The organism is Novosphingobium sp. CECT 9465 (assembly GCF_920987055.1).
Classification (GTDB): Bacteria; Pseudomonadota; Alphaproteobacteria; order Sphingomonadales; family Sphingomonadaceae; genus Novosphingobium.
In genome coordinates, this window is record NZ_CAKLBX010000003.1 from 259,369 (window position 1) to 281,887 (window position 22,519).

Consider the following 22,519-nt stretch of genomic DNA (forward strand, 5'->3'; position numbering starts at 1 on the left):
AATCAAGCGTTCAGTGTTCGTTCTTCAACCTGGCCAAAATCGCAGCTTCGGGCCGACTGGGCCAAGTTCCACTGGAAGCCCCGACTTGGGATTCAGTCTACCATTTGGGACGAAGCGCTGAAGCTCCAGGCGGCGGACAATGACTATCAGCGCCGCGACCTGTTCGAGGCGATCGACGCCGGCGATTTCCCGCAATGGGATCTGGGTATCCAATTGTTCGACGAGGCGTTTGCCGAGGCGCAACCCTATGACGTGCTCGACGCGACCAAGCTCATCCCGGAAGAGGATGTGCCCGTGCGCCTGATCGGCACACTGACGCTCAACCGCAATGTCGACAATTTCTTCGCCGAAACCGAGCAGGTCGCATTCCTGCCCTCGAATGTTCCGCCAGGCATCGATTTTTCGAATGATCCGCTGCTTCAGGGCCGGCTCTTCTCCTATCTGGATACGCAAAATTCACGTCTCGGCACCACCAACTTCCATCAGATCCCGGTAAACGCACCGCGCTGTCCGTTCGGCAATTTCCAGCGGGACGGAAAAATGCAGACGATGGTGCCCAAGGGCCGTGCCAATTATGAACCCAACAGCCTGGCGGCGCATGGCGAGGAAGGTGGACCGCGCGAAAGCCCGGACGTCGGCTTTGTAACGGCAAACGCCGCCACTGGCCCTGAAGAGAGCGGCGACAAGCTGCGCGTGCGGGCGGAAACCTTCGCCGATCATTACAGTCAGGCGCGTTTATTCTACCGTTCACAGACGATCAGTGAACAAGCCCATATCGCCTCGTCCTTCGTGTTCGAACTCTCGAAGGTGGCACAGCTCGATCAGGTGCCCGGCCGGATGGTGGCCAATCTACGCAATGTGGACGAAGACCTGGCGAGCCGGGTTGCGGACGGCTTAGCGATCGATCTGCCGAAAAAGACGCCCGCCGCCAAGGAGCCGATCGACATGCCGCCTTCAGACGCACTTTCGATCCATAAGAATATGCTGGCGACGCTTGAGGGGCGCAAAGTCGGCATTCTGATCGCGGACGGCAGCGATGCGGACGAACTGGCAGCAATCGTCACGGCAGTAGAAAAAGCCAAGGGCAAGGCTGTGATCGTCGCGCCCAAAGTCGGTGGCGCAAAGCTCTCCAACGGCAAGCAGCAGAAGGCCGATGGTCAGCTGGCAGGATCGCCGAGTCAGATTTTCGATGCCGTGGCGATCATAGTGTCGCAGGAGGGCTGCGCGACGCTGCTGAACGAAGGCGCGGCGGTCGAATTTGTGATGAACGCCTTTGGCCATCTCAAGGCGATTGGCGCGAATGAGACAGCGCAGCCCTTGCTCGACAAGGCCGGCGTGGTGCCCGACGCGGGCGTCACGGGGGTCGATGCAGCGTTCGTCAAGGCGGCGGCTCTCCGCTTCTATGACCGCGAACCATCGCTGCGTATGCTGGCTTGAGAGAAGACATGATGAGCGATCAGTTTAACGCCTGGTCGCTCATGTCTTTTAGCCGGGCTAAATGCAGTTGTCGCCTACCTGATATCCTGTTCCACCTGTTGCAGGATCTTGGGCTTTGCCCGGGCCGATTTCAGATTCAGTGCACGAAATTGTGCCACTAGTCGCGTCGGTTCGATCTCGATGCGGACGTAGCCGCTATGGTTCAGGTCATGAAAGCGGATGTGGGGGTTATTTGCGCGAACCTCGCCGAAGCGGCCGGCTGGCGGCGATTGGGCAGCAAGGGCGGAGGTGACGATTTCGGTCGCCACTGGCGGGGTGCCATCCGCCCGATGCAGATCATTCAGCCAAAAACTGTGGACGTCGCCGCTTAGAATTAGGGGATTGCGGACATTGGGGCGGGCGAGCTGATCCAGCAGCCGTGAGCGGCCTGCGACATAGCCGTCCCACTGGTCGCTATAGACAGCGTCACCCCCGCCATCGAGCGCCAGCGGCGCAAAAAACACGCCCTGCGCCAATAAAGTCCAAGGGCGCCGCTCTTGGGAAAGGCGCTGAGCCAGCCATGCCTCCTGCGCCTGTCCCAGCATGGTCCGATCGGGCGCCAACCGTTCGGCGCAATGATCGAGCCGGACGTTGCGGGCTACCGACGGCGCCGCGCATGGCGGGTTGGACCGGAATTGGCGCGTGTCGAGCATGGAAAGCGATGCCAGTTCGCCCCAGTCCACCCCACGATAGAGGCGCGGGCTGGCCATGGAGCGCCACAGGCTGGGGCGGATCGGCATATGTTCGAAATAGGCCTGATAGGCCGCCGCTCGCCGCGCCGCGAAAATTTCGGGAGGTAGCCCCTCTCGATTGGCGAGCGCGGCATAATCGTTCAGCACCTCATGATCGTCCCATGTGACGAGCCAGGGCACGCGCCGGTGCGCTTCCTGCAAATCCGGATCGGTGCGATAGAGGGCGTAGCGGGCGCGGTACCCATCCAGATCGCGTGGTTCGGGCGCGCCGAAATCGCGGACCTTGGGCTGGTCGGGATAGGATGTTTCGTAAATATAGTCGCCGACCTGCACGATCAGGTCGGGATCGCCCGCCAGCATGTCGCGATAGGCGCCGAACCATCCCAATTCCCAATGCTGGCAGGATGTGAGCGCCAGCCGCAACCGGTTGGTGCGGTCCGGCACGGTTGCGGTACGCCCGACCGGGCTGGTCGCGCCAAGCGCATGGAAGCGATAATGATAGGGGCGCCCCGGTCGTAGTCCGGTCAGTTCGAGATGGATGCTGTGCGCCGCCTCGGGATGCGCGTTCAATGCGCCGGTCCGGACGATGTTGCGAAATCCTTCATCCTCGGCGACCTCGTAACGGACCGGGATCGATCCGGCCCGAAGAGGGTGGGCGTCGGGGCCGACGAGGCGCGTCCACAAAACGAAGCCGTCGCGGGATGGATCGCCGCTGGCGACGCCGAGCGCAAAGGGGTCGGCCTGCGCAGTGAAGGGTGCGGCGAGCACCCGGAGCGGCGTGGCGCCAAGCGCGACCATGGCGCCCAGCACGGCGCGGCGATGCCAGGGAGAGGCTTGCATCGGGCGGCCCTATCGGCGGCGTTTGACAGTAATGCGACAGCGACCCCCGACGAATGTGGATATTGTCCCGATATTGTCATGCCGACTGACTAACCGCCCCGCTCATCTGAAGGGGGAAGCCGCCGTGACCTGGTTGAGGGATGTAGACCGCTGGTTCATTGATGAGATATTGCCGCACCGGGTCGCTTTCCGGCGGCAGGCGGCTCGGCTGGTCCCCACGGCCGAGGCCGAGGATCTGGTGCAGGAGGCCTATGCCCGCGCGATCAATGCGTCGCATCATCGCGAGATCGTCAATCCCCGCAGCTTCGTCCTCACCATCATCCGCAATCTGGCGCATGAACGTCATCGTCGCGCCACCGTCGTGCGGTTCGAGCATCTGGCCGATATGGAAGCGATGGAAATTGCCGATAGCGCGCCGGATCAATTTGCAGTGCTATCGGGCAATATGGAGCTGGCACGGCTGATCGCGCTGATGGAGCAATTGCCGCCACAGGCGCGCGCGGTGGTGAAGATGCGGCGGATCGAAGGATTATTGCCGGGCGATATAGCGGTGCGGATGGGTTTGTCGGTCTCTACTGTAGAGAAGCATCTTGCCAAAGGGCTGGCCATTCTTGCCTATGCGATGCAGGAAGCGCCACCGCAGGAAGAAAGGGCCCCGTTTTCGCGCTTATGGCAACGCCACCGACACCAGAGAAAATGATGGAGGAAGCCGCCGGCTGGCTGGCGGCGCTCGATGCAGGCTCGGTCACGCCGCAGGCTTTCGAACAATGGCGTGCGGCCGATCCCCGCCATGCCATCGCCTTTGCCCAGGTGGCTCATGCCTTCGAGCAGGTGGAGCGTCTACGCGCGGTCGAGGACCGTCCGGCCGAACCGGCGCCCACCGCCATCAACCGCCGTGGGATGTTGCGTGCCGGCGTCTTGGCCGGTGGTGCGTCGGTCGCCGGCGCGCTGCTGGCGGTACGCGCCACTGCGCGCGAACATGCCAAAACGGCGATAGGTGAACGGCGCGCGCTGGTGCTGGACGATGGCACCCGGATCGAACTTAATACAGGCACGCGGATCAGTTGGCGGATCGACAAGGGGGACAGCCGCATCTGGTTGGAGCGTGGCGAGATCGGCCTTACGGTTCCGGCTTCGCTGCGCGGCAAGCTGACATTGGAGGCAGGAAGCGCACGATTCACACTCGGCACCGGCAGCTTCAATGCGCGACAGCAACCTGAATCCTTCGACTTTCTCGTGCTGAATGGCATGGCCGATAGCGTACGGGGCGATGGGCTTACAGCAGGGGCGATGGCGCGCGTGATCGGCCAGAACGTGGCTATCGGACCGGCCGACCCGGTAACGCTGGACCGGGCGCGCAGCTGGAAAGATGGTCAACTGGTGTTCGAAGGCGAGAGCCTCGACTTCGTCGTGGCCGAATTTAATCGCTATCTCGACCCCAGGATCGTCATCGCCGATCCGGCGCTGTCGCGCATTCGGCTGGGGGGGCGTTTTACGACCACCAACCCCAATGATCTGCTGACCGCATTGCATGCGTCGTTCGGCATCCGATCGCAGCGCAGCGAAAATGGAGCCATTACCCTCACGGCCGGCTGATAATTTTTTTGCAGCTGCGATAGAGGTCGTGCCGCGCCCACCCATCCCATCCTCCGAGAGACGCTTCCATCGGAGGGCAATAATGAGTTTTCATGTCGTCGCACTACCCTTGATCCTCGCCGCGGCGCCCGCCAGTGCCGCGAGCGATCGCGCTATCGCCTTCAACATCCCGGCGCAGAATATGGCGACGTCGCTGAACGAGTTCGGTCGGCAGGCCGGCGTGCAGATGGTCTTCCCCTATGACGCCATCGCCGGTCGCCGCTCGATCGCGCTCAAGGGGCGCTTTTCCCGTGCCGAGGCGCTGCGCCGCCTGATCGCCGGACGAGGCGTGGCCATTTCCTACGAGGGCGCGGCGATGATCTCGCTCGCCGTCGCCAAGGCGCCGACCGAATTGTCGGCTGCCGAAGCGGGGGCGGGCGTTGCGGGTGGCGGTGACATCATCGTCACCGCGCAAAAGCGGGTCGAAGACCTGTCGAAAGTACCGCAGGCGATCACCGTCGTTTCGGGCGTGGAAGCGGCAGAACGCAAGATTACCGATTTCGCCAGTCTGGTCGATGAAGTACCGGGCCTGTCGATCAACTACAGCACGGGCGGCGAAAGCTATGGCCTGCTGACCATCCGCGGGATCGGCGGCGCCGACGACTACAAGCCCAATGGCAGCCCGTCGGTCGCCCTTCATGTGGACGGCGTCTATCAAAGCTCCAACGCCTATCTCGGCATGCCTCTGTTCGATCTGGAGCGGATCGAGGTGCTGCGTGGGCCGCAGGGCACTCTCTATGGCCGCAACACCACGGCCGGCGTCGTCAACGCGATCACGCGCGGCGGCCGCGACACGTTCGACGGCTATGCCGATGTGCGTTATGGCAGCTATGACAGCCTGCGCGCGGAAGCGGCGATCGGCGGTCCGGTCAGCGACAATATGCGCGTGCGACTGGCAGTGATGACCGATCAGGGCGGCGGCTTCATGAACGGGAAGGGCGCGGGCGATCTGGCGGGCGCGCAACTGAGCGTCGGCGGCGTGGTCCAGAGACAGGTGCCTGCGATCAACGATCCGGGCGCACGCAAGGGCTTTGGCGACAAGGATCTGTTCGCCGCGCGCGGTACGGTGGATATCGATTTCGGTCCAGATACCAGTCTGACGCTGAAGGCCTTTGCCAGTCGCGACCGTGGCGATGCCCGTCAATATGACCGCATCAGCGCAGCGGAGGACAGCAGTGTTCTCAATGCCGGCGAAGATAAAGACCCCTACAGCTTCTATTCGCGGGCCTATTTTCAGCAACGGATCGACATCAAAGGCGCGTCCGCACAATTTTCGCACCTGCTGAACGATGCCACCCGCTTCGACATGGTCGCCGGCTGGCAGTCGAGCCAGCGCAATATCGGCGGCAATGGCGATGGCACGCCCTATCCCCAATATGAATATCTGTTCGATGAAGATCTGAGCCAGGCATCGCTCGAAATGCGCCTGCGCAACGAGCAGCAGGGGCGTTTCAACTGGTTGATCGGCGGCTTCTACATGAGCGACAAGATCGACTATCAGAGCCAATGGACCAGCTGGGCCGCGCGGACCATATATCATAATGTCCATAATCAGCGCCGCCGTAGCGCCGCGCTGTTCGGTCAGGCTGATTATGAGTTGTTGCCCAAGATCAAGCTGACGCTGGGCCTGCGCTATACCAAGGACGATGTGGATTCGCAGGGCCGCAACATCGACGATAACCCTTGGGGCATATCCAATTACGCCACATTTTTCGCGACGACGCCCAATTTTCAGTGGGACAAGCAGTTCAAGGATGACGACCTGTCCGGCCGTGCTGCCGCGCAGTGGTTCATCACCGACGATTTGAATGTCTTCGCGTCGGTCGCGCGCGGCTATCGTTCGGGCGGCTTTGATGGCACGTCGATCATGACGCTGGCCGAGACGGAGCCGTTCCAGTCCGAGACGGTCTGGGCTTATGAAGCGGGCGTGCGTTATTATAAAGGGCCGATCCGTCTGTCGCTTGACGCCTTCGCCAATGATTTCGACAATCTTCAGGCGACGACGCGCCTCGACAATGACACCAACGGCCGCACTAATGTCGGTAAGGCCAAGACCCGCGGCTTCGAAGCCGCACTGGACGTCAACCTGCTGAACAGCGGCGGGCACAAACTCGATTTCGACGCATCGGGCACCTATCTCTATTCGAAGATCACCGAGTTTAATTCCAACCGCATCGCCGATGTGACCGCGACTGTCGGCGATCCGCTGCCCGGTGCGCCGAAATGGACCGGTCGGGTCGGCCTCGTCCACAGCTACAGATTCGGTGATGGCTGGGTGCTAAAGAGCCGCGCCAACATCTTCCATCATGGCAAGGAATCGAACCGCCTGAACGCGGTCGTCGGCAACACCTCGCCGGCTTACACGCTGCTCAATGCCCGGATCGAGCTGGAATCGCCGCATGGCTGGTCGATCTATGCCATGGGCCGAAACATCACGGACGAAGTCTATTATCCCGAAATGAACGGCGCGTCGCGTATGGTCGGTGCGCCCGCCACCTATGCGATGGGCGTTCGCATGAGCTTCTAAAAACCGGCCGAAGGTGGCTCCGCTTATGCGGGGCCTCCAGCCTTCGGGTCGCCCGGTGAGGCGCCATCTGCCAATGCCTTGGCAGGTGGCGCCTTGTCATTATGGCGCATTTGTCCTGACGGGTAGAAGAGATCGGTCGATATCGGCAGCCAAACGGGCCGGAGGTAGCGCTAGGTGACGAGGCGGCTTCATTGCCGACGCCTATCCATCACCGTGGCAGCTTCAGATGGCATGGATCACCGCAGGCTGAAAGCGACGAGGATCGTCAGCTCGACGACATCAGGCTCTCGGCGGGAATTGCCGGCAGGGGCTGGGCACGTATGAGCATATCGAGTGCGGCCTGATCCAGGTCGAAAGATCACGATTCCCCGACGATAGCAGAGGATGGCACCATGCGGACGCGGTTCACGCCGAAGCATATATGGGCGGTGCCCTGCTGACGAATTGCACGGGCGCGGGCCGGGTTCCAGATGCACTAGGATCAGGCTTTCCCAATCAGGCCTGACGTGACTGGAAAGCCGATCGACGTTGGGAGCAACTGCGCGCGCCGGCTCGGGTGGCGCAACCAACGGCTGCAATTCGACCACAAGCGGCGCGAAGATCCGAAACTGCGATCGGGCTTGCAGATGGTCAAGAGAAGTGGACTTGCTGTGGCTGGCCAGTCCAGATGGCGATCAAATGACCGGTAGAGGTGAATTTGGAATAGGCAGTTTTTATTCTCTCTATCCTAGGAAATCGCACGCCGTCCCAAAGCCGGATCGTCTGTGAAGATCGCATCGACACCCGTTGCAAGATAGCGCTGCATCTCTGCAATGCTGCCTTCTTCGTTGCGCGCGGAAACGCCTTTGTCGCTGCGAAAATCGGCGGCCAGGAACTGATTTTCCGGGCGGAAGGTCCAGATGCTGACGAGAAGGCCCGCCGCATGTGCGGCATCGACGAGCCCCGTGGGTTTTGTCAGGCGCTGATCCTCGTCCACAGGAATGATCATCCGGACATGGGGCGCAAGATAATCTGCATAGCTGGCGATTTCGGAAAGACCTGCGGGCGTCAGCATATCGCGATAGAAGCGCTTGTTGCCCGCCGCCTGCACATCGGCCGGCATCTGGGCCGGGTCGCCGATCAACTGGGCCAGCTGGATGTTGGGATAGGCGCCGATCCTGCCGCGCAACGCGCGTAGATTAGCGACCTCGAACGACTGGATGGCGAACGGCGCGCGTTGCAGATAGGCGCTCTTGCCGATGATATCGATCAGCCGCTGCTCCTGTTGCAGGCCGATGCCTGCGAAATAGGTGGAATGCTTGATCTCCGGGATCAGGCCGATGGTCCGGCCGCGCGCGGCGGATTCGGCCGCCACGAAATCGGCGATTTCCTCCATCGACACGATCTGGAATGCGCCGTCATAGGATTGGCTTTCGGGCCGTATGGCGCCCAGCCGCTCTTTCGCGCGTAACGTCTTGAGTTCCGCGAAGGTGAAATCCTCCGTGAACCAACCTTCCTGTCGCTCGCCGTCGATCGTTTTGACCGTCTTGCGCGCGGCAAAATCGGCCCGGGCGGCAACGTCGCTGGTCTCCGCGATGTTATTCTCGTGCCGCGCGACCAGCACGCCGTCCTTCGTAGCGACCAGGTCAGGCTCGACATAGTCGGCCCCGTCTTGGATCGCCTTGGCATAGGCGGCAAGCGTATGTTCTGGGCGCAGCGCCGATGCGCCGCGATGGGCGATGAGCAGCGGCGGACCCTTGCGACGGGCCGGGGCGGCGATCGCTGCCCCCACATCCGTCGCAAGTGCGGCGGTCAGGCCGGCACCCGCCTGAAGCAGCGAACGGCGGGATACCGACCTGTCCTGCATCAGTAGTTTACCGACAAGGTGGCGAACCACTGGCGCGGCGGGATTGGGTAGACATTGTAATTGTTGGTGTTCGCACTCGCCTGCACCGTCGATGCGCCCGTCGTGTCGAACAGGTTGGTGACGTTCAGGCTGATCTCCGCCTTTTGCAGGCCGACTATGCTGGCGGGCAGGCGATAGGCGATCCGGGCGCTGGCCTGGAACACCGACTTGACCGATGCATCGTTGGTGAAGGTGGTGAAACGGCGGCCGACATAGTCGCCGATCATCTGGGCATCGAAATCGCCGAGCGTCAGCGTCGCAACCGTCTTGTTCATCCACTTCGGGCTGACAGGGATCAGCTTGCCGCCGGTGGGCACGACGCCGCCCACGGTCGCGATGCCGCCGATCCGCGTGCCAGTCGCCGCGCCAGTGATAGTGCTATAGTCGCTGTCGTAGATGGAGCGGTTGTAGGACACGGCGTTGTAGAGCGAGAAGACCTGCCCGAAGCGCAGCGTCAGCGCCGCGTCGATACCGTCCGTCTTCACGCCGCCGACGTTGAACACGGCGGGTGTGCCGCCGCTGATGCCACCGCCGCCGATGCCGCCGATCGCGCCGGGAGGCGTGATGCCAAGCAGGCGGTCGCTGAAATCGACATGATAATAGTTCACCTGCGCTTCGATCCCGGTCAGGAACGAACTGTCGATGGTCCGGCGACTGCGTAGGCCGATTTCATAGACCCAGGAGGTTTCGGGGCGGCCATTGAACTTCAGATTGTCGAATGCCGCCTGGCTGCCGCTGCTCCACGGCGTGACGCCGCCGCCACCATAAGGCTGGAAGTGGCGCAGGTTCTTCTGCACGTTGACATAGACCTGCTCGCTGTCGGTGAAGTCCCACTTCGCGCCGATCGCGGGCAGGAACCAGCGCTTGGTGTTGATCTCGCCTTCGGGCAGGGCGCTTGCCGAACCAGGCAGCGATCCGATGATCGGCTGGACCGGGAAGGTGCCGCTGGCAAATTGCAGGCTGGACTTGAAGCCGCCCTGGACCAGCAGGCTGGGCGTGACCTGCCAGCTGTCCTGCACATGAAGTTGCAGAACATTGGTGCGCATCTCGCTGGCATATTGGGTGAACAGCGGATCATGCGGCGGCAGCGAATAGGGGTTGTAGTCCTGCGGCCGGGTCACATCGAGCGCATACCAGTTCCGATAGGCGGCCGAGCTGTTATATTCGTACCACGCACCAAGCTGAATCTGATGGTTGCCCAGCGTCGCGTCGATCGAGGACAGGATGCCGCCGCGATCGATGCGATATTCGGTGGTACGGATCGCATAGCCCGAATTGCCGGTGGCCGTCTTCAGATTCTGGCCGGGGAAATAGAGCGAGAACAGGTTGGGCAGGCCCGCGACCGTGATCGGTCCGGCGACGATGCCCGCGCCGTCATTATTATGATAATATACCTGGTTCGACCAGTCGACTTGGTCGGACAGATGGGCCTGATATTTGATGTAGCCCAGATAATCGGTCCGGATCGCGGCGCTGTAATAGTTGCGATAATTCTGCGCTTCGGCGGCCGGTACATTGCCGCTGGCGTTCAGATAAGCGACCGCGCCGTCGAAATCGGGGTAGAAGAAGGGGCGGGTATAGGGCTGATAGGCCTGCGCCGCATTGGTAGGGTTCTTGAAGACGGTGGTCGCGTCCTCATTGGGTTCCTGCTTGTCGGAATAGCTGAAATAGGCGGTCAGCTTGCCATTGCTGTCGTCATGGACGAATTTGGCGTTGGCGGCCCATCCCTTCTGCTTGCCGCGGAAATCCCAAGCGCGCGCACGATGGCGCAGAACCGAGACATAGCCGCTATTGCCGTTGCCGAACTCGCCGCTGTCCAGACGGACGAAAGTGCGCGCCGTGCCGTAGCTGCCGAAAGTGTGGTTCAGCTGTGCGCCCATCTGCGCGCGCGGATCGCTGGAGAAATTCTCGATACCGCCGCCCAGGTTGCTGGTCGATGCGATGCCCAGTTCCGCGGTACCGGTGGCGACGACGACGCTGCCGACATTTTCGGAGATGATAGCGCGCTGGGGTGAAAGGCCGTTGAAATTGCCGTAGCTCTGATCGCCCAGCGGTACGCCGTCCAGGGTGTGGCCCAACTGCTGAGCGCTGAAGCCATGGATGAAGAGCGAGGCGTTCTGCTCGTTGTTGCCCCACGGATCAGCGGTCACATACATGACGCCGGGAAGGGTTTGGATCGCCTTGAAAGGCGCAACGCCCGGCAGGATCTTCTGGATTTCGGTTGTGGTAATGGCGGTCGCAGAGCGCGTGGCCTTAACACCGGTCACGACGATGGACGTTGCCTCGCCATCGACCTGCGCCGCTTGGTCTGCTGCGGGCGTGGGCGTCTGCGAAAAAGCGGGCGCGCTTACTACCAGAGCGAGCAGGCCGGCACTGCCAAGCAGGCAGGCGCGCGAACGCGTGTGCAAAATATTCATGACCCAATATCCCCAAAGCAGCGCGCAATTTCGCACTTGCAGCATCGCGTTAAATGAAAAAAGTTGCGATTTCCGGTCCGTTTCGGGTCGATTTGATGACATTTGGGCGGCGGACATGTTGCATTGTGTCCTGACGCTTATGATGGCGGTCAAGGTGCGGTGTAGGTCCGAATTTCGCGAGAGAGATCAGGCGTGGCTGTGTATTGGTCCGTCTGCGCTCAGTAAGTAGCCCAAGCTTTTCGGTAAGGGGAACGTTCGCAGGCGAGCATCGGGCATTGTGCAGCAAATGACGATATTGGGTCTGGCTCAGAGACTATTTTCGCCCGAGCCGATAGTTGTTGTGCCCGGTTGCTATGCCGTGAGTCAGTTTTACGGATAGAATCTCTCGTACAAAAAAGTCCGCGTCGTAATTTGTAACTCAATCATCATCAGATCCTGCAAGGCGGTCGTTCCATGTCAGCGACAAGCCGTTCATGAAAGGAGCAAGAAAAGCGCCTTTGAGCGCCAGCGACCTCGCGGTCTTTTCCTCGTCGATGTGGATGTACCAAGGCAATCGAGACTCCTTGGTCCCGATACTGCTGCGCCGGGAACTGGTGCTCATCCTGTTGCTCTATGCGGGCGCTCGGCGCCGCCGACGCGGCAGAAGGGGCGGTGACGCTCTTCTTCATAGAGGAGGCACTGGGGATTCACGGGTGGACCGGGGCGCTGCTGCTGGCCCATCTGCTCATCCGCAGTTTCGCATGGGGTGCGGACTATATAGCTGCTGCGGGCGATGGTGTCGGATCTGGTGCGATCGGGCGGCAATAGCTTTGCTGCCACGCACTATGCGCCGTTCAATGTCGCGAACAAGCTCGCCGCCGCGCTGGGCGTTTTCGGGGCGCTCACGGCGCTCGCCTTTATCGGCTTCCTGCCGGGTGCCGCGCATGGGCTAGGCGAAACCACCTTGCGGGCGATCTACGCGCTGCCCTCATGCCTGGCTGGCCTCATCGGCCTGCTGGCACTGCGCCGGATCGCTCCGACGCAGTGCCGTTCGGTCAGCTGATCTCCCAGCCGCTCAACCCATCTTCGGCGATCCGTGCGCTGGCATGGCGCGCGATGTCGAGCTTTCCGATCGCCTGGCGCGGCGTTAGGACGCGGACGAAGTCGGCCTCCACCCGGTCGCGTGTCAGCGATACCGTTACGAAACCAACGGCATTGGTGTCGCACCAGCGTATATCGCGATTGTCGTGGACAAAGGCGTCGCCGACCGGCCCCGACGGCAGGAGCAGTTCCCCGATCGAAGGACCGGTCAGCGTGGAGGCGGAAAGCTCGAGACCAATCCGGCGGTCCCCGCGATGGGGTTCGTTGATCCAGGCCATGTGACTGTCGCCCGACAGCACGAGCAGGTTCGCGCCGCTTTTCTCGAACTGGTCGTACAGCTTGTCCCGCTCGCCGGCATAGCCGTCCCAGGAATCGACATTGAGAAGCGGCAGGCCATAGCGCGTCAGGGCGTACATCGGCGCCAGCGCTACCTTGCCATCGGGAAACTTCGTCAGATCGGGATAGACGTAGCTGGACAGGATGGTCGCGCTGCCGAACAGGAACCACGGGCGGCGAGCATCCTTATGGGCCTTCAGTTCGTCCGCCAGCCATGCGCATTGTTCCGCGCCGATCATTTCGCGCGCGGGATCGGCAAGTTTCTCGCGGAAGGCTGCGACATCGGGTTCGCGCGTGACGCCTTGCGGCAGGGCCTTGAGGTCGAGTGTCTTGAGTTCCGCCGGGTCGGATATCACCCGCTCCCCACTGCCGCGCCGGTCGACAACATGCCAGTCGAGATCCTTGGCCAGCGACAATTGCTGCTGGCGGGCCTTGAGCCGGGTTTCGGGCAGGGCCAGCGTCGCGAGATCGCCGAACGCGAAGCTGCGGGTGATGCCATAGGGATCGGAAGTGACAGGATCGCGGATCGGCATCCATTCCAGATAGGCCTGAACCGCCGCAGCCTTGCGCTCCTCCCAGTCGCCGTTGGCCGCCGGATCGTGATGCTGGGCACCATGCATCCAGTCGTCGTTCGCGATTTCATGGTCGTCCCACATGCAAATCCACGACGCGCGGGCATGGGCGTCGCGCAGGGCCGGATCACGACGCCACTGTGCATAGCGTGCGCGATAGTCGGCGAGCGTGACCGTGTCGTGCGTTGGCTCGATCGCCCGAACATCCATGAGTGCGGGCATCGAGTTGGCGCCATATTCGTAAATATAGTCGCCCACGAAGAGGATGAGGTCCACCGCTTCCCGATCGGCAATGGCCCGGTAGGCGTGAAATTCGCCGAACATATACATGGCGCAGCAGGCGAGCACGATATCGAGACGATCGATGCGTCCCGTTGGCAGGGTTTTTGCCCGCCCGATCGCCGATACCGTGTCCATGGCACGGAAGCGGTAGAAATATTCGCGGCCCGCCTTCAGGCCGGAGGCGATCACCTTGACCGTATGGTCCCGCGCCGCCGATGTGCTGAACGATCCGCGCGCAGCGATGCGCGTGAACAGTTCATCCTCGGCCATTTCCCATGTGCCGCTGACCGGCCCATGGGCAGGATCGGTCACGCGGGTCCACAGCAGGACGCTGTCGGCATGCGGATCGCCGCTCGCCACGCCATGCGCGAAGACCATGTTCGTTTTTGCCCCGGCGGGACCGGCGGCGAGCAAAAGCCCGCCCGCCGCCGATCCCGCAAGAACGCCGCGCCGCGTCAGCGCCATCAGAAACGCGCCCCGAGCGAAACGCCCCAGGTGCGCGGCGTGCCGCTGAATGCCTGCGTCGCCGATCCGCCGGTCGTGTAATCGACATCGGCGATGTTGCGCACGAAGCCGGCCACGGTCCAGCGCTGGTCGATCTTGAGATCGATGCGCGCATTGACGAGCGCGAAGTCCCCGACCGGCGCCGTATTGTCGAGATCGCCATAATAGGCATCGACGTAGCGGGCATCGACCTGAGGCGTCAGCGTCATGCGATCGTTCAGCGCGAACTCGTAGCGGATCGAGCCGTTCAGCGTCATGTTCGGCGCGAACGGCAAGTCGTTGCCCAGGCGCGCCTTTTCGGCAGCGGTGATCGCCTCGATCGCGGTGACCTTCGTGTCGAGCAGCGCGACGCCGAAATTGATGGTCATCGGGCGCACCGGGCGGATCGTGAAGCTGGCCTCGCCGCCATAGCTGCGCGCCTTGCCCACATTGGTGCGTACGCTGGTGGTGGCGCCATCATAGGTGCGGAAGGAACCGGCCTGAATGTTCGAGAAATCATAATAGAAGCCCGCAACTTCGAACTGCACAGGGCCGCGCGCAGGCATGAACTTCACCCCGCCTTCATAGGCCCATACGCTTTCCGACTTGAATGCATCGGCTTCGGGGGTCGACCAGATCGTGCTGCCGTCGAAACCGCCGGCACGGAAGCCGCGTCCGACCGAGCCATAGACCCGTGCATCCTCGCTCAGTTCATACGTGACCGTGGCGCGACCCGAAGGGCTCGTCTCACTGAGCTTGTTGTCGAATTCGGCGGGCAGGGCGAACACCAGCGATCCGATCGACACGCCATAGGGGTTGAGATCATGCGTGTAGCCGCTGAAGCGGTTCTTTTCGTTGCTGATGCGCACGCCCAGATCGGCACGAAGGCGCGGCGCGACCTTGAAATCGACGTCTGCGAAGGCCGCGAGGCTTTCGCGCCGCTGCAGATAGTTCGCTTCGAACACGGTACGGAAGGTGTCGGCGCCGTCCAGCGTGCTGAACAGGCTGATCTTGTCCTTGAACCAGGCACCGCCGACCGTCCAGTTGATGTTGCCCTTGTCGCGATTCTGCAGCCGTGCCTCGATTGTCAACGGCGGAGCAAAAGTCGGCCATTCGGCGGCGTAAAACCAGGCCATCGTGTTACATGCCGGGGGGAGTGGCGTGAGGGCGTAGCCCGAGGGCCACTCCCCCCGGCATTGGTGTAATTTTCAGGGTCTGGTTTTGGCCTTGCGGGCCCGGCTGTGCGCGAGGCGATAGCTTTCGCCGTTCATCTCGAGGATGCTGACGTGATGGGTCAGGCGATCGAGGAGCGCGCCTGTGAGACGCTCAGATCCGAAGGTTTCGGTCCATTCGTCGAAGGGCAGGTTGCTGGTGATGAAGGTGGAGCCGCGTTCGTAACGCTGGGAGATCAGCTCGAACAACAGTTCGGCGCCGGTCTTGGAGAGCGGCACAAAGCCCAGTTCGTCGATGATGAGCAGCTTGTATCCGGCCATCTGCTTCTGGAAGCGCAGAAGACGGCGCTCGTCGCGGGCCTCCATCATTTCGCTGCAGTCGGGGGATCAATTCTCATCGCTCGATGTCACCAGCGCCGCGCTGGAGCCGGAGAGGTTCGACAATTACGAGCTTGGCCTCAAATGGGATATCCGCCCGACGCTGAACCTGACCGCCGCCATCTACCAGCTTGACCGCACCAACACCCGCGCGGCCGACCCCAATGACCCCGCACGGACGGTGCTCACGGGCGCGCAGCGCAGCAAAGGGCTCGAACTCGGCCTTAGCGGCGCGATCACACCCCAGTGGCAGATCAGCGCGGGCTATGCGCTGCAGGACGCGACAATTCGCAAAACGACGAGTGCCGCCCCGGCCGGGCGCGAGGTTCCGCTGGTTCCAAAACAACAGGCTTCGCTCTGGACGCGTTACGACCTCACCCCACGCTTGGGGGCCGGCGCCGGTGTCTACCACCAGTCGAAAAGCTTCACGTCCATCAGCAACACCGCCATCCTGCCCGCCTTCACCCGCGTCGATGCCGCCGCATTCTTCAAGCTCACCCCCCAGATCGAGGCGCAAATCAACGTCGAGAATCTGCTTAACAGCGATTATTTCTCGTCCGCCTACAACGACAACAACATCATGCCCGGCGCGCCGACGACGGTGCGCGCAACGGTTAGAATGAGATTATAACGGTGTTGGCCAACTTGGTCGGGTGCGGATCAAGCCGCCCTCGCAAAAGTCGGTGAGACGCCGCTGGCCGGTTTAGAAACCAGTCTTCGCCGATGGATCACAGGACTGGCGCATGAACTCCAGGGCATCACCGACGCGGCGCACCGCGTCGTTGTCCCCGACGAATATATCGAGACCCTCGTAGGGCTGCGCGCCCCCTTTGATCTCCACCGACGCCTGGGGCGCGTTGGCCGAGTAAAGCGGTCGGATCGCAACCACCTGATCTAGTTTCACGCTGAGGGCGCTTTTGTCGGCGAGCGTGAGCGTAACGAGGCAACCACCTTTCACTCCTACGCTCGTGATCCTGCTGTTCCGCACGAAACCCGGCCAAGGCTTTGCGACGGCTGTGCCGCGGGTCAGCATGTCCTGGACGAACTTCGACGCACCCGCGGCGGTTCGTGGTTTGGCGGGCACCACCTGCTGAGCCGCCACGGGCGCTGCGCTTCCGAGCGAAAGTGCGTAGATCAATAGGTCAGGACGATGGGGCATCAGTGAACTTTAGCCGACCTTAGTCCTGCGTGGCGATAGGCGGAGGCGGCGCGGGCGCCTGATGCCGGGCGGGAAACAACGGCACGCCACCCCTATGATGGCCGTAGCCGTAATCACCTACGTCGAGCTGGAGAAGGCAATTCGCATAGCTCTCCGTTCCAGGCTGGAAGCCGTAGCTCGCACACGCCGCCCGATGGCGAGCGGCCATTTCTCGCGGACTGACGCAGCCAGAAAGCACGAGCGACGTCGAGATGGCGAGAAGCTTGAAAGCGTCACGCACCATTGTCCTGGTCCAAACAAGGGCGGAACCCAAGGGGAAGAGCGCCGCGCTGGACGCAGAATGAACCAGTCCTCGTCAAAAGCCAAATGCCATTGTGGCCGGGACTCGCGATGGGAAAGCGGTCGACGACAACGCCACATTAACCTTCTTCCTTCACGGTGGAAGCCGGACCAACCCCGACGCGAGCGTGCATGTCGCTTTTCCTCGATCAAACGTTTGCGAGCACCGGGTTAGCTGCGATCCTATTCGGGGCTGTTGGTCTCGGCTGCGTGGTGAGCTGGCCGCTCCTACCCTCGCGCCGGGGAGCGCTCATGGTGCAGGGCGCGGGCGCGGGCGCATTCGCGCTTCACTTCGCGCTGATCGGCGCGCCTACCGCTTCGGCCGCATGCCTTCTTTCCCTGATGCAGCTCACCGTCGCGCTGGTGGTTCGTGACCGGGTTGCCAAGCTCGCGCTCGACGGCGCGACGTTGCTCGCGCTGCTGTTGCTCACCGTGGCGACCTGGCATGGAATCCTGTCCGGCCTTGCCGCTTGCGGCGGTGCATCTTCTTTCATTGCGCGGACCCAGCGATCAACGACGCGGATGAAGATCGTCTTTCTCGTGGCCGCGCCCTTCTGGCTGGCCCACAATCTTCTCATTGGCGCACCGTTCGCCTTGGCCGTTGATCTTGTATCGGTCGCGGGGAATCTGCTCGGGCTTTTTGCCTTTTGGAAGCGGGAACAGCGTCAAGCGGACGGGCCGCGCAGCCTCAGCTATCCGGCGCGGCTTTCCCCACGTCACGCTTTCCGCTCTGGTCACCTTTCCCTCGGCAAACTCGCGATCTCAAAGCGCGCGCGCGCGTTACAGGGAGTCCAGATCCTCACATGACACAGGTAATATACGCGCGCCCACTCCCGCCGGCGCGTTCGATAGCTCAAGTAGGCGGAAAGCAGAGCTGGAGCGAGCTACGGCCGGCGAACCTTGACGACGCTAAAGCTTTGGTACGCTTGAAGATCGCCCTCGCTCGCGAAGCGGAACATATGATCTTCGATGTCCGGGATCGAGGGGAACTCCTGCGCCGCACAACTGCCGAACTAAACGCCGCCGTAGCCGGCGAGCGAGGCATCTTCGTCCTGCAACGCATAGGCGACCTCGTCGGCTACATAGATGTACGGAGCGTGTGCATCGAAGGCGCTGCAGAATTTGCCTCTTTTAATCTGGCTATCCGGACACGGTGGCAGGGACGTGGGCTTGGAGCAAGCCTGGTGAAGTCCGCCGAGGAATGGGTACGTCGCCGTGGCTTGCTCTTCCTGATCTTCCACGTCGCTGTTCGCAACGACCGGGCGTTCGCATTTTATGAACGGCTTGGCTATACCGTGTGCGGAGATGTTGTGGCAGCCAATAAAGAATCAGGCGTTATTGGCGATTACTACGCGATGGGCCGAATGCTCGATGCTGATGCTGAGGAGGATGCGTTAGCGTGATGCATAACTATCATCCCGCCTTTCCAGACTGACTGGCCCCTGTACATTATCGGGACACGGATTCACGGTAGCGGCTCGACAGCGATCGTTTCGGCAGGTTCCGCCCCGTTGCCGACATTACGGACACGTGTCAGCCTCGCTGAATGGAGACGCAATCAGTGTCCGTCGTCAGAACATTCGGCACAACTCGCGGCGTAAATTAGCGGAGTGCGGACCTCGTCTGGGGGTTGATGTTAGGCGGCGAGCTTGCGGTGTTGCAAGCGCCGATGTTCGATGGTCTGTCGCTTGATCCTTTCGCGCTGTTTGATGATGGCTGGAGCCCTGCCGAAGTAGGCATCGGCGGGCGTCACGTTGTTCAGGCTCTCGTGGTAACGCTGGTGGTTGTAGTACTCGACGAAGGCCTCGATTTGGGCTTCGAGGTCGCCGGGCAAAAAGTAGTTTTCCAGCAGGATGCGGTTTTTCAGGGTTTGGTGCCAGCGCTCGATCTTGCCCTGGGTTTGCGGGTGCATCGGGGCACCGCGCACGTGGCTCATCTTCCGGGCCTCAATGTATTCAGCCAATTCGCCGGCGATGTAGCTGGGGCCATTATCCGACAACAGCCTGGGCTTGTGCAGCACCGTGGCGCTGTCGCAGCCCGATGCGCCAAGGGCCAGGTCGAGCGTGTCGGTCACATCCTCGGCGCGCATGTTGGTGCACAGTTTCCAGGCGATAATGTAGCGCGAGAAGTCGTCGAGCACGGTCGACAGGTACATCCAGCCCCACCCGATGATCTTGAGTGGAGTAGGAAGCGCATAAGCGCTTCCCCTCCCCGAACCGTACGTGCACCTTTCAGCGCATACGGCTCTCTATTCAACCTTGGTCCAAGGCCATGGCGACATCACGATAGCGGGAGGTGACGGTGTTTCGGAGCTCGTCCCGATAGATGTAGGGATTTCGCTCCGGATTCCGCCACCGGAACTGCATCTTCTGGCTTGTGACCAGTCGTCGCAGCGCCTTGCCGACGGCATTGCCCTGATTGCTTCGACCGTAGACCAGCCACGTCTTCGATTGGCCGGTTTCCGGCATGCGGTACCATTTACGCATCAAAGGCTTGATACGGGACCGGTACTTCTGCGCCAACCAGTGCGCCATTTTCCAGAACACGACGGTGTCGATGCGCCGGAATGTGCGCGCCGTGAAGTCGGTGAACCTGTAGAACGCAGCCCATCCCGCCAGCTGGCGGTTCAGACCGTCGATCATGTCCACCGCGGCAACCTCATGATTGCCGGAGAGAGCCTCGACCAATCGGCGAGCGAAGGTCTTGGCCTTCTCCTTGGGTATCGTTGAGACCACGGACATGCGTCCGCTCGATCCCCGCCTGCGGATAATCCGGTGCCCGAGGAACACGAACCCGTCGTCGACGTGGGTGATATGGCTCTTGTCCATATTCAACGTCAGCTTCAGGTCGTCTTCCAGAAAGGCCCGGCATTCCTCGCGGATGGCCTCGGCATGTGCCTTGGTGCCCTTGACGATGACAACGAAGTCATCGGCGTAACGGCAGTAGGCGACAGCAGGTTTCCATTGCCGGTTCTCGCGAACCGTGATGGGGCGCCCCTGCTGGATGCCGAAGTTCCATGCCCAGCGATCCTTTCGCGCCTTGTCGCTCAGGTATTTCGCCTCCAGCCACGCATCAAACTCATGGAGCATGATGTTGGACAGGAGCGGCGACAGCACGCCGCCTTGCGGTACACCTTCGCTTGAGGCGACGAACAGGCCACGGTCGACGTGGCCCGCCTTCAGGAATCGCCAGAGCAGATCAACAAACCGATCATCCCGGATTCGCCGCCGAACGCAGCGAAGCAGAAGCCGGTGGTGGACCGTATCGAAGTAGCTCGCCAGATCACCTTCGATGATCCAGCGGCCCCGCGCTCCGGCACCACTATCCTGCAACTGTATCTTCACGGTCCGGACAGCGTGATGCACGCTGCGTTCCGGCCTGAAGCCGTAGGAGAGGCGATGGAAGTCGCTTTCCCAGATCGGCTCCATGGCCATCAGCATCGCGCGCTGGACGATGCGGTCTTTCAGGGTCGGGATACCAAGTGGTCGTTTCTTGCCATTGGCTTTCGGGATATAGATTCGCCTGACCGGCTGCGGGTGATAACTCCCCGTCAGCAAGTCCGTTCGCAGACTGGCCAGCTGTTCTGCCAGTACGGCCTGCATCCGTCGCTTGTCCATTCCGTCGATGCCCGGCGTATTGGCGCCACTCGACGCCAGCACGATCCGAGCCGCCTCGGCAAGCCACGCCCGATCGGCAATGAGCCGGAGAAGGCGATCGAACTTGCGGTTCTGGTCGCTCTCGGCCCACGTCGCGAGCTTGTGCTGCATTTCGCTGATTATCAAAGGTCTTCACCTCGTTTGGTCAGGTAGTTTGCACTTCAAGCTGATTGAACTGTCCCCCTTCGCCATGTGACAGGCTTTCCCTGTCGCGGACTACTACGGGGACTCCGCCAGCACGGTGGACATCGGGGCCAACTCCCTTGGCATTCCATCATGCCTTCCCTCGTTCATATGCTGGACTTTCGCGCGCTGGGGAGGCTGCCGGTCGCAGTCCTTGTCCTTGCGTCCCGCAAGTCGATGCCGATGCCATGGCCTGGCTGCATTCTCTCCATGGCTCCATGCGGACGGGCTACATTTCCGGCCACATTCGGATGTCGCCGACATACGTCTCCGGCGCCATCATCAGCATTCCGCCTGTTAAGCCGTGTAGGCGAAGGCGACATTTCAGCCCTCGGATGCGGATTAACCGGTTCGTGTTCCTCAACCTTCCAGCGCTACAGCCTCGGGGACCATCTCGGCGTAACGGCTTCGCCTCAATCCCCTTTACCTGCGGGCTACGTCACCCTGCCAGTTGACGGCAGGTCACCGCCGCTTGGGCTCATGCCCCCTCACAGCAGAGGGCAAGGCATTCGTTCAGTTCCTCCTTTCTCCTTTGCATTCCAGTCATATGCACCCCGGACCATCCGGGACGAGGCGCACAGTAGGTAAAATCAGTCTGCCACATCTCGTTTACCCGCGTGGTCTTGGTGTGGAACTGATCGGCGGCCTTGATCACGACATAGGCCGGGCTGGTGATCAGATCGTGGGCCTTCAACAGACGGTAAACCGTGGCTTCCGACACGAAGTAGCGCCTCTCATCGGTAAAACGCACCGCCAGTTCCCGGGGGCTTAGCTCGGACTGCCCCAGCGCCAGCTCGATGATCTGATCATGGATGTCAGGCGGGATCCGGTTCCACACCCGGCTCGGTGTCGATGGCCGATCCTCCAGCGCCTCCGGGCCGCCTTCGAGGAACCGGTCGTACCAGCGGTAGAAGGTCCGACGGGCAATGCCGAGCTCGTCCAACGTGTGCTTGGCTGGTAGGTGCGATTGCTCGACGATCCGGATGATCTCGAGCTTCTCCGATGCTGGATACCTCATTCGTCGTCGCCCCCATCCGCGATCATACTTTTTTTGAGCAGACGGTTTTCGAGCGTCAGGTCGGCAACGCATTCCTTCAGGGCACGGGCTTCGCGGCGCAGGTCCTGCACCTCGCCGGTGGTTGCGGCACGGGCAGTGTCGCCAGCCAGGCGACGCTTGCCCGCTTCCATGAACTCCTTCGACCAGGTGTAATACAGGCTTTGGGCGATGCCTTCCTTGCGGCACAGCTCGGCAATGCTGTCCTCGCCGCGCAGGCCATCCAGCACGATCCTGATCTTGTCTTCGGCCGAGAAGTGCCGACGGGTCTGCCGCCGGATGTCCTTCACCACCCGCTCGGCAGGGGCCTTCATCGGCGATTTTTTTAAGGAGTGTTGGGGCTTCATCTTCGT

At 61.7% G+C, this 22,519-nt stretch carries 16 protein-coding genes and 4 pseudogenes; 9 read left to right on the forward strand and 11 right to left on the reverse strand.

The features are described from left to right. Positions 1-3: 3 nt before the first annotated feature. Positions 4-1,437: pseudogene (locus LUA85_RS20545) on the forward strand (catalase); the annotation flags it as partial. Positions 1,438-1,511: 74 nt separating this feature from the next. On the opposite strand, the gene LUA85_RS20550 reads toward LUA85_RS20545, so the two are convergent. Next, positions 1,512-3,008 carry an alkaline phosphatase gene (locus tag LUA85_RS20550; RefSeq protein ID WP_037472268.1) on the reverse strand — a complete coding sequence of 499 codons (1,497 nt, stop codon included), beginning with the start codon at positions 3,006-3,008 and terminating at the stop codon, positions 1,512-1,514. 124 nt (positions 3,009-3,132) lie between these two features. Between LUA85_RS20550 and LUA85_RS20555 the strand changes: the two genes are divergently transcribed. From LUA85_RS20555 to LUA85_RS20565, 3 genes are all read left to right on the forward strand, one after another. Then, complete coding sequence (locus LUA85_RS20555; protein WP_004212904.1) at positions 3,133-3,708, forward strand: RNA polymerase sigma factor; 576 nt, start codon at positions 3,133-3,135, stop codon at positions 3,706-3,708. Further along, the gene (locus LUA85_RS20560) at positions 3,705-4,604 is read left to right on the forward strand and encodes a FecR domain-containing protein (RefSeq protein ID WP_062347978.1); all 900 of its coding nucleotides are present in this window, start codon (positions 3,705-3,707) and stop codon (positions 4,602-4,604) included. The genes LUA85_RS20555 and LUA85_RS20560 overlap by 4 nt, the downstream gene beginning before the upstream one ends. A gap of 82 nt (positions 4,605-4,686) precedes the next feature. Then, positions 4,687-7,170 carry a TonB-dependent receptor gene (locus LUA85_RS20565; RefSeq protein WP_004212907.1) on the forward strand — a complete coding sequence of 828 codons (2,484 nt, stop codon included), beginning with the start codon at positions 4,687-4,689 and terminating at the stop codon, positions 7,168-7,170. A gap of 727 nt (positions 7,171-7,897) precedes the next feature. Here the strand turns inward: LUA85_RS20565 and LUA85_RS20570 are convergent. The 3 genes from LUA85_RS20570 to LUA85_RS20580 all read right to left on the reverse strand — a co-directional run bounded on the left by LUA85_RS20570 (position 7,898) and on the right by LUA85_RS20580 (position 12,073). Then, positions 7,898-9,016: a glycerophosphodiester phosphodiesterase gene (locus tag LUA85_RS20570; protein WP_231472216.1), complete on the reverse strand. Its 1,119-nt coding sequence runs from the start codon at positions 9,014-9,016 to the stop codon at positions 7,898-7,900. Further along, positions 9,016-11,472, reverse strand: coding sequence for a TonB-dependent receptor (locus LUA85_RS20575; protein ID WP_231472217.1), 2,457 nt, complete (start codon positions 11,470-11,472; stop codon positions 9,016-9,018). Before LUA85_RS20575 ends, LUA85_RS20570 begins: the two co-directional genes overlap by 1 nt. Before the next feature lie 418 nt (positions 11,473-11,890). After that, positions 11,891-12,073: a hypothetical protein gene (locus LUA85_RS20580; protein WP_143058613.1), complete on the reverse strand. Its 183-nt coding sequence runs from the start codon at positions 12,071-12,073 to the stop codon at positions 11,891-11,893. 11 nt (positions 12,074-12,084) lie between these two features. Here LUA85_RS20580 and LUA85_RS20585 point away from each other — a divergent pair, with 11 nt between their 5' ends. Both LUA85_RS20585 and LUA85_RS20590 read left to right on the forward strand, forming a co-directional pair. Continuing rightward, positions 12,085-12,279: a hypothetical protein gene (locus LUA85_RS20585; protein WP_231472218.1), complete on the forward strand. Its 195-nt coding sequence runs from the start codon at positions 12,085-12,087 to the stop codon at positions 12,277-12,279. Continuing rightward, a complete protein-coding gene (locus LUA85_RS20590; protein WP_231472219.1) occupies positions 12,245-12,514 on the forward strand; it encodes a hypothetical protein in 270 nt (89 codons plus the stop codon). Before LUA85_RS20585 ends, LUA85_RS20590 begins: the two co-directional genes overlap by 35 nt. Here the strand turns inward: LUA85_RS20590 and LUA85_RS20595 are convergent. The 3 genes and pseudogenes from LUA85_RS20595 to istB all read right to left on the reverse strand — a co-directional run. Next, positions 12,507-14,207, reverse strand: a complete 1,701-nt coding sequence (locus tag LUA85_RS20595) for an alkaline phosphatase (protein WP_062348204.1) — start codon at positions 14,205-14,207, stop codon at positions 12,507-12,509. The two genes, LUA85_RS20590 and LUA85_RS20595, sit on opposite strands and share 8 nt — an antisense overlap. Next, a complete protein-coding gene (locus LUA85_RS20600) occupies positions 14,207-15,361 on the reverse strand; it encodes a TonB-dependent receptor (RefSeq protein WP_004212916.1) in 1,155 nt (384 codons plus the stop codon). Before LUA85_RS20600 ends, LUA85_RS20595 begins: the two co-directional genes overlap by 1 nt. 72 nt (positions 15,362-15,433) lie before the next feature. After that, positions 15,434-15,772 (reverse strand): annotated as a pseudogene (gene istB, locus LUA85_RS20605) (IS21-like element ISSsp5 family helper ATPase IstB); the annotation flags it as partial. On the opposite strand from istB, the gene LUA85_RS20610 reads away from it, so the two are divergent. Continuing rightward, positions 15,696-16,406, forward strand: coding sequence for a TonB-dependent siderophore receptor (locus LUA85_RS20610; protein ID WP_231472229.1), 711 nt, complete (start codon positions 15,696-15,698; stop codon positions 16,404-16,406). The pseudogene istB and the gene LUA85_RS20610 overlap by 77 nt on opposite strands. Before the next feature lie 72 nt (positions 16,407-16,478). Here LUA85_RS20610 and LUA85_RS20615 read toward each other — a convergent pair whose 3' ends face one another. Beyond that, positions 16,479-16,877 (reverse strand): hypothetical protein, encoded by a 399-nt coding sequence (locus LUA85_RS20615; RefSeq protein WP_004212919.1) that lies wholly within the window; start codon positions 16,875-16,877, stop codon positions 16,479-16,481. 528 nt (positions 16,878-17,405) lie between these two features. Here LUA85_RS20615 and LUA85_RS20620 point away from each other — a divergent pair. After that, a complete protein-coding gene (locus tag LUA85_RS20620; RefSeq protein WP_080604539.1) occupies positions 17,406-18,080 on the forward strand; it encodes a YgjV family protein in 675 nt (224 codons plus the stop codon). Beyond that, a complete protein-coding gene (locus tag LUA85_RS20625) occupies positions 18,077-18,676 on the forward strand; it encodes a GNAT family N-acetyltransferase (protein ID WP_004212923.1) in 600 nt (199 codons plus the stop codon). The genes LUA85_RS20620 and LUA85_RS20625 overlap by 4 nt, the downstream gene beginning before the upstream one ends. A 233-nt stretch (positions 18,677-18,909) precedes the next feature. Here LUA85_RS20625 and LUA85_RS20630 read toward each other — a convergent pair. From LUA85_RS20630 to LUA85_RS20640, 3 genes and pseudogenes are all read right to left on the reverse strand, one after another. Then, a pseudogene (locus LUA85_RS20630) lies at positions 18,910-19,458 on the reverse strand (transposase); the annotation flags it as partial. Positions 19,459-19,525: 67 nt separating this feature from the next. Next, positions 19,526-21,055: a group II intron reverse transcriptase/maturase gene (gene ltrA, locus LUA85_RS20635; protein ID WP_008828485.1), complete on the reverse strand. Its 1,530-nt coding sequence runs from the start codon at positions 21,053-21,055 to the stop codon at positions 19,526-19,528. 637 nt (positions 21,056-21,692) lie between these two features. Then, a pseudogene (locus LUA85_RS20640) lies at positions 21,693-22,513 on the reverse strand (helix-turn-helix domain-containing protein); the annotation flags it as partial. Positions 22,514-22,519: the final 6 nt, after the last annotated feature.

Bases quoted from the DNA above. Each gene is read 5' to 3' on its own strand.
- LUA85_RS20550 (WP_037472268.1), bottom strand. From the start codon at position 3,008: ATGCAAGCCTCTCCCTGGCATCGCCGCGCCGTGCTGGGCGCCATGGTC.
- LUA85_RS20560 (WP_062347978.1), top strand. From the start codon at position 3,705: ATGATGGAGGAAGCCGCCGGCTGGCTGGCGGCGCTCGATGCAGGCTCG.
- LUA85_RS20565 (WP_004212907.1), top strand. From the start codon at position 4,687: ATGAGTTTTCATGTCGTCGCACTACCCTTGATCCTCGCCGCGGCGCCC.
- LUA85_RS20570 (WP_231472216.1), bottom strand. From the start codon at position 9,016: ATGCAGGACAGGTCGGTATCCCGCCGTTCGCTGCTTCAGGCGGGTGCC.
- LUA85_RS20575 (WP_231472217.1), bottom strand. From the start codon at position 11,472: ATGAATATTTTGCACACGCGTTCGCGCGCCTGCCTGCTTGGCAGTGCC.
- LUA85_RS20580 (WP_143058613.1), bottom strand. From the start codon at position 12,073: ATGAGCACCAGTTCCCGGCGCAGCAGTATCGGGACCAAGGAGTCTCGA.
- LUA85_RS20585 (WP_231472218.1), top strand. From the start codon at position 12,085: ATGCGGGCGCTCGGCGCCGCCGACGCGGCAGAAGGGGCGGTGACGCTC.
- LUA85_RS20590 (WP_231472219.1), top strand. From the start codon at position 12,245: ATGGTGTCGGATCTGGTGCGATCGGGCGGCAATAGCTTTGCTGCCACG.
- LUA85_RS20595 (WP_062348204.1), bottom strand. From the start codon at position 14,207: ATGGCGCTGACGCGGCGCGGCGTTCTTGCGGGATCGGCGGCGGGCGGG.
- LUA85_RS20600 (WP_004212916.1), bottom strand. From the start codon at position 15,361: ATGGCCTGGTTTTACGCCGCCGAATGGCCGACTTTTGCTCCGCCGTTG.
- LUA85_RS20610 (WP_231472229.1), top strand. From the start codon at position 15,696: ATGAGCAGCTTGTATCCGGCCATCTGCTTCTGGAAGCGCAGAAGACGG.
- LUA85_RS20620 (WP_080604539.1), top strand. From the start codon at position 17,406: ATGTCGCTTTTCCTCGATCAAACGTTTGCGAGCACCGGGTTAGCTGCG.
- LUA85_RS20625 (WP_004212923.1), top strand. From the start codon at position 18,077: ATGACACAGGTAATATACGCGCGCCCACTCCCGCCGGCGCGTTCGATA.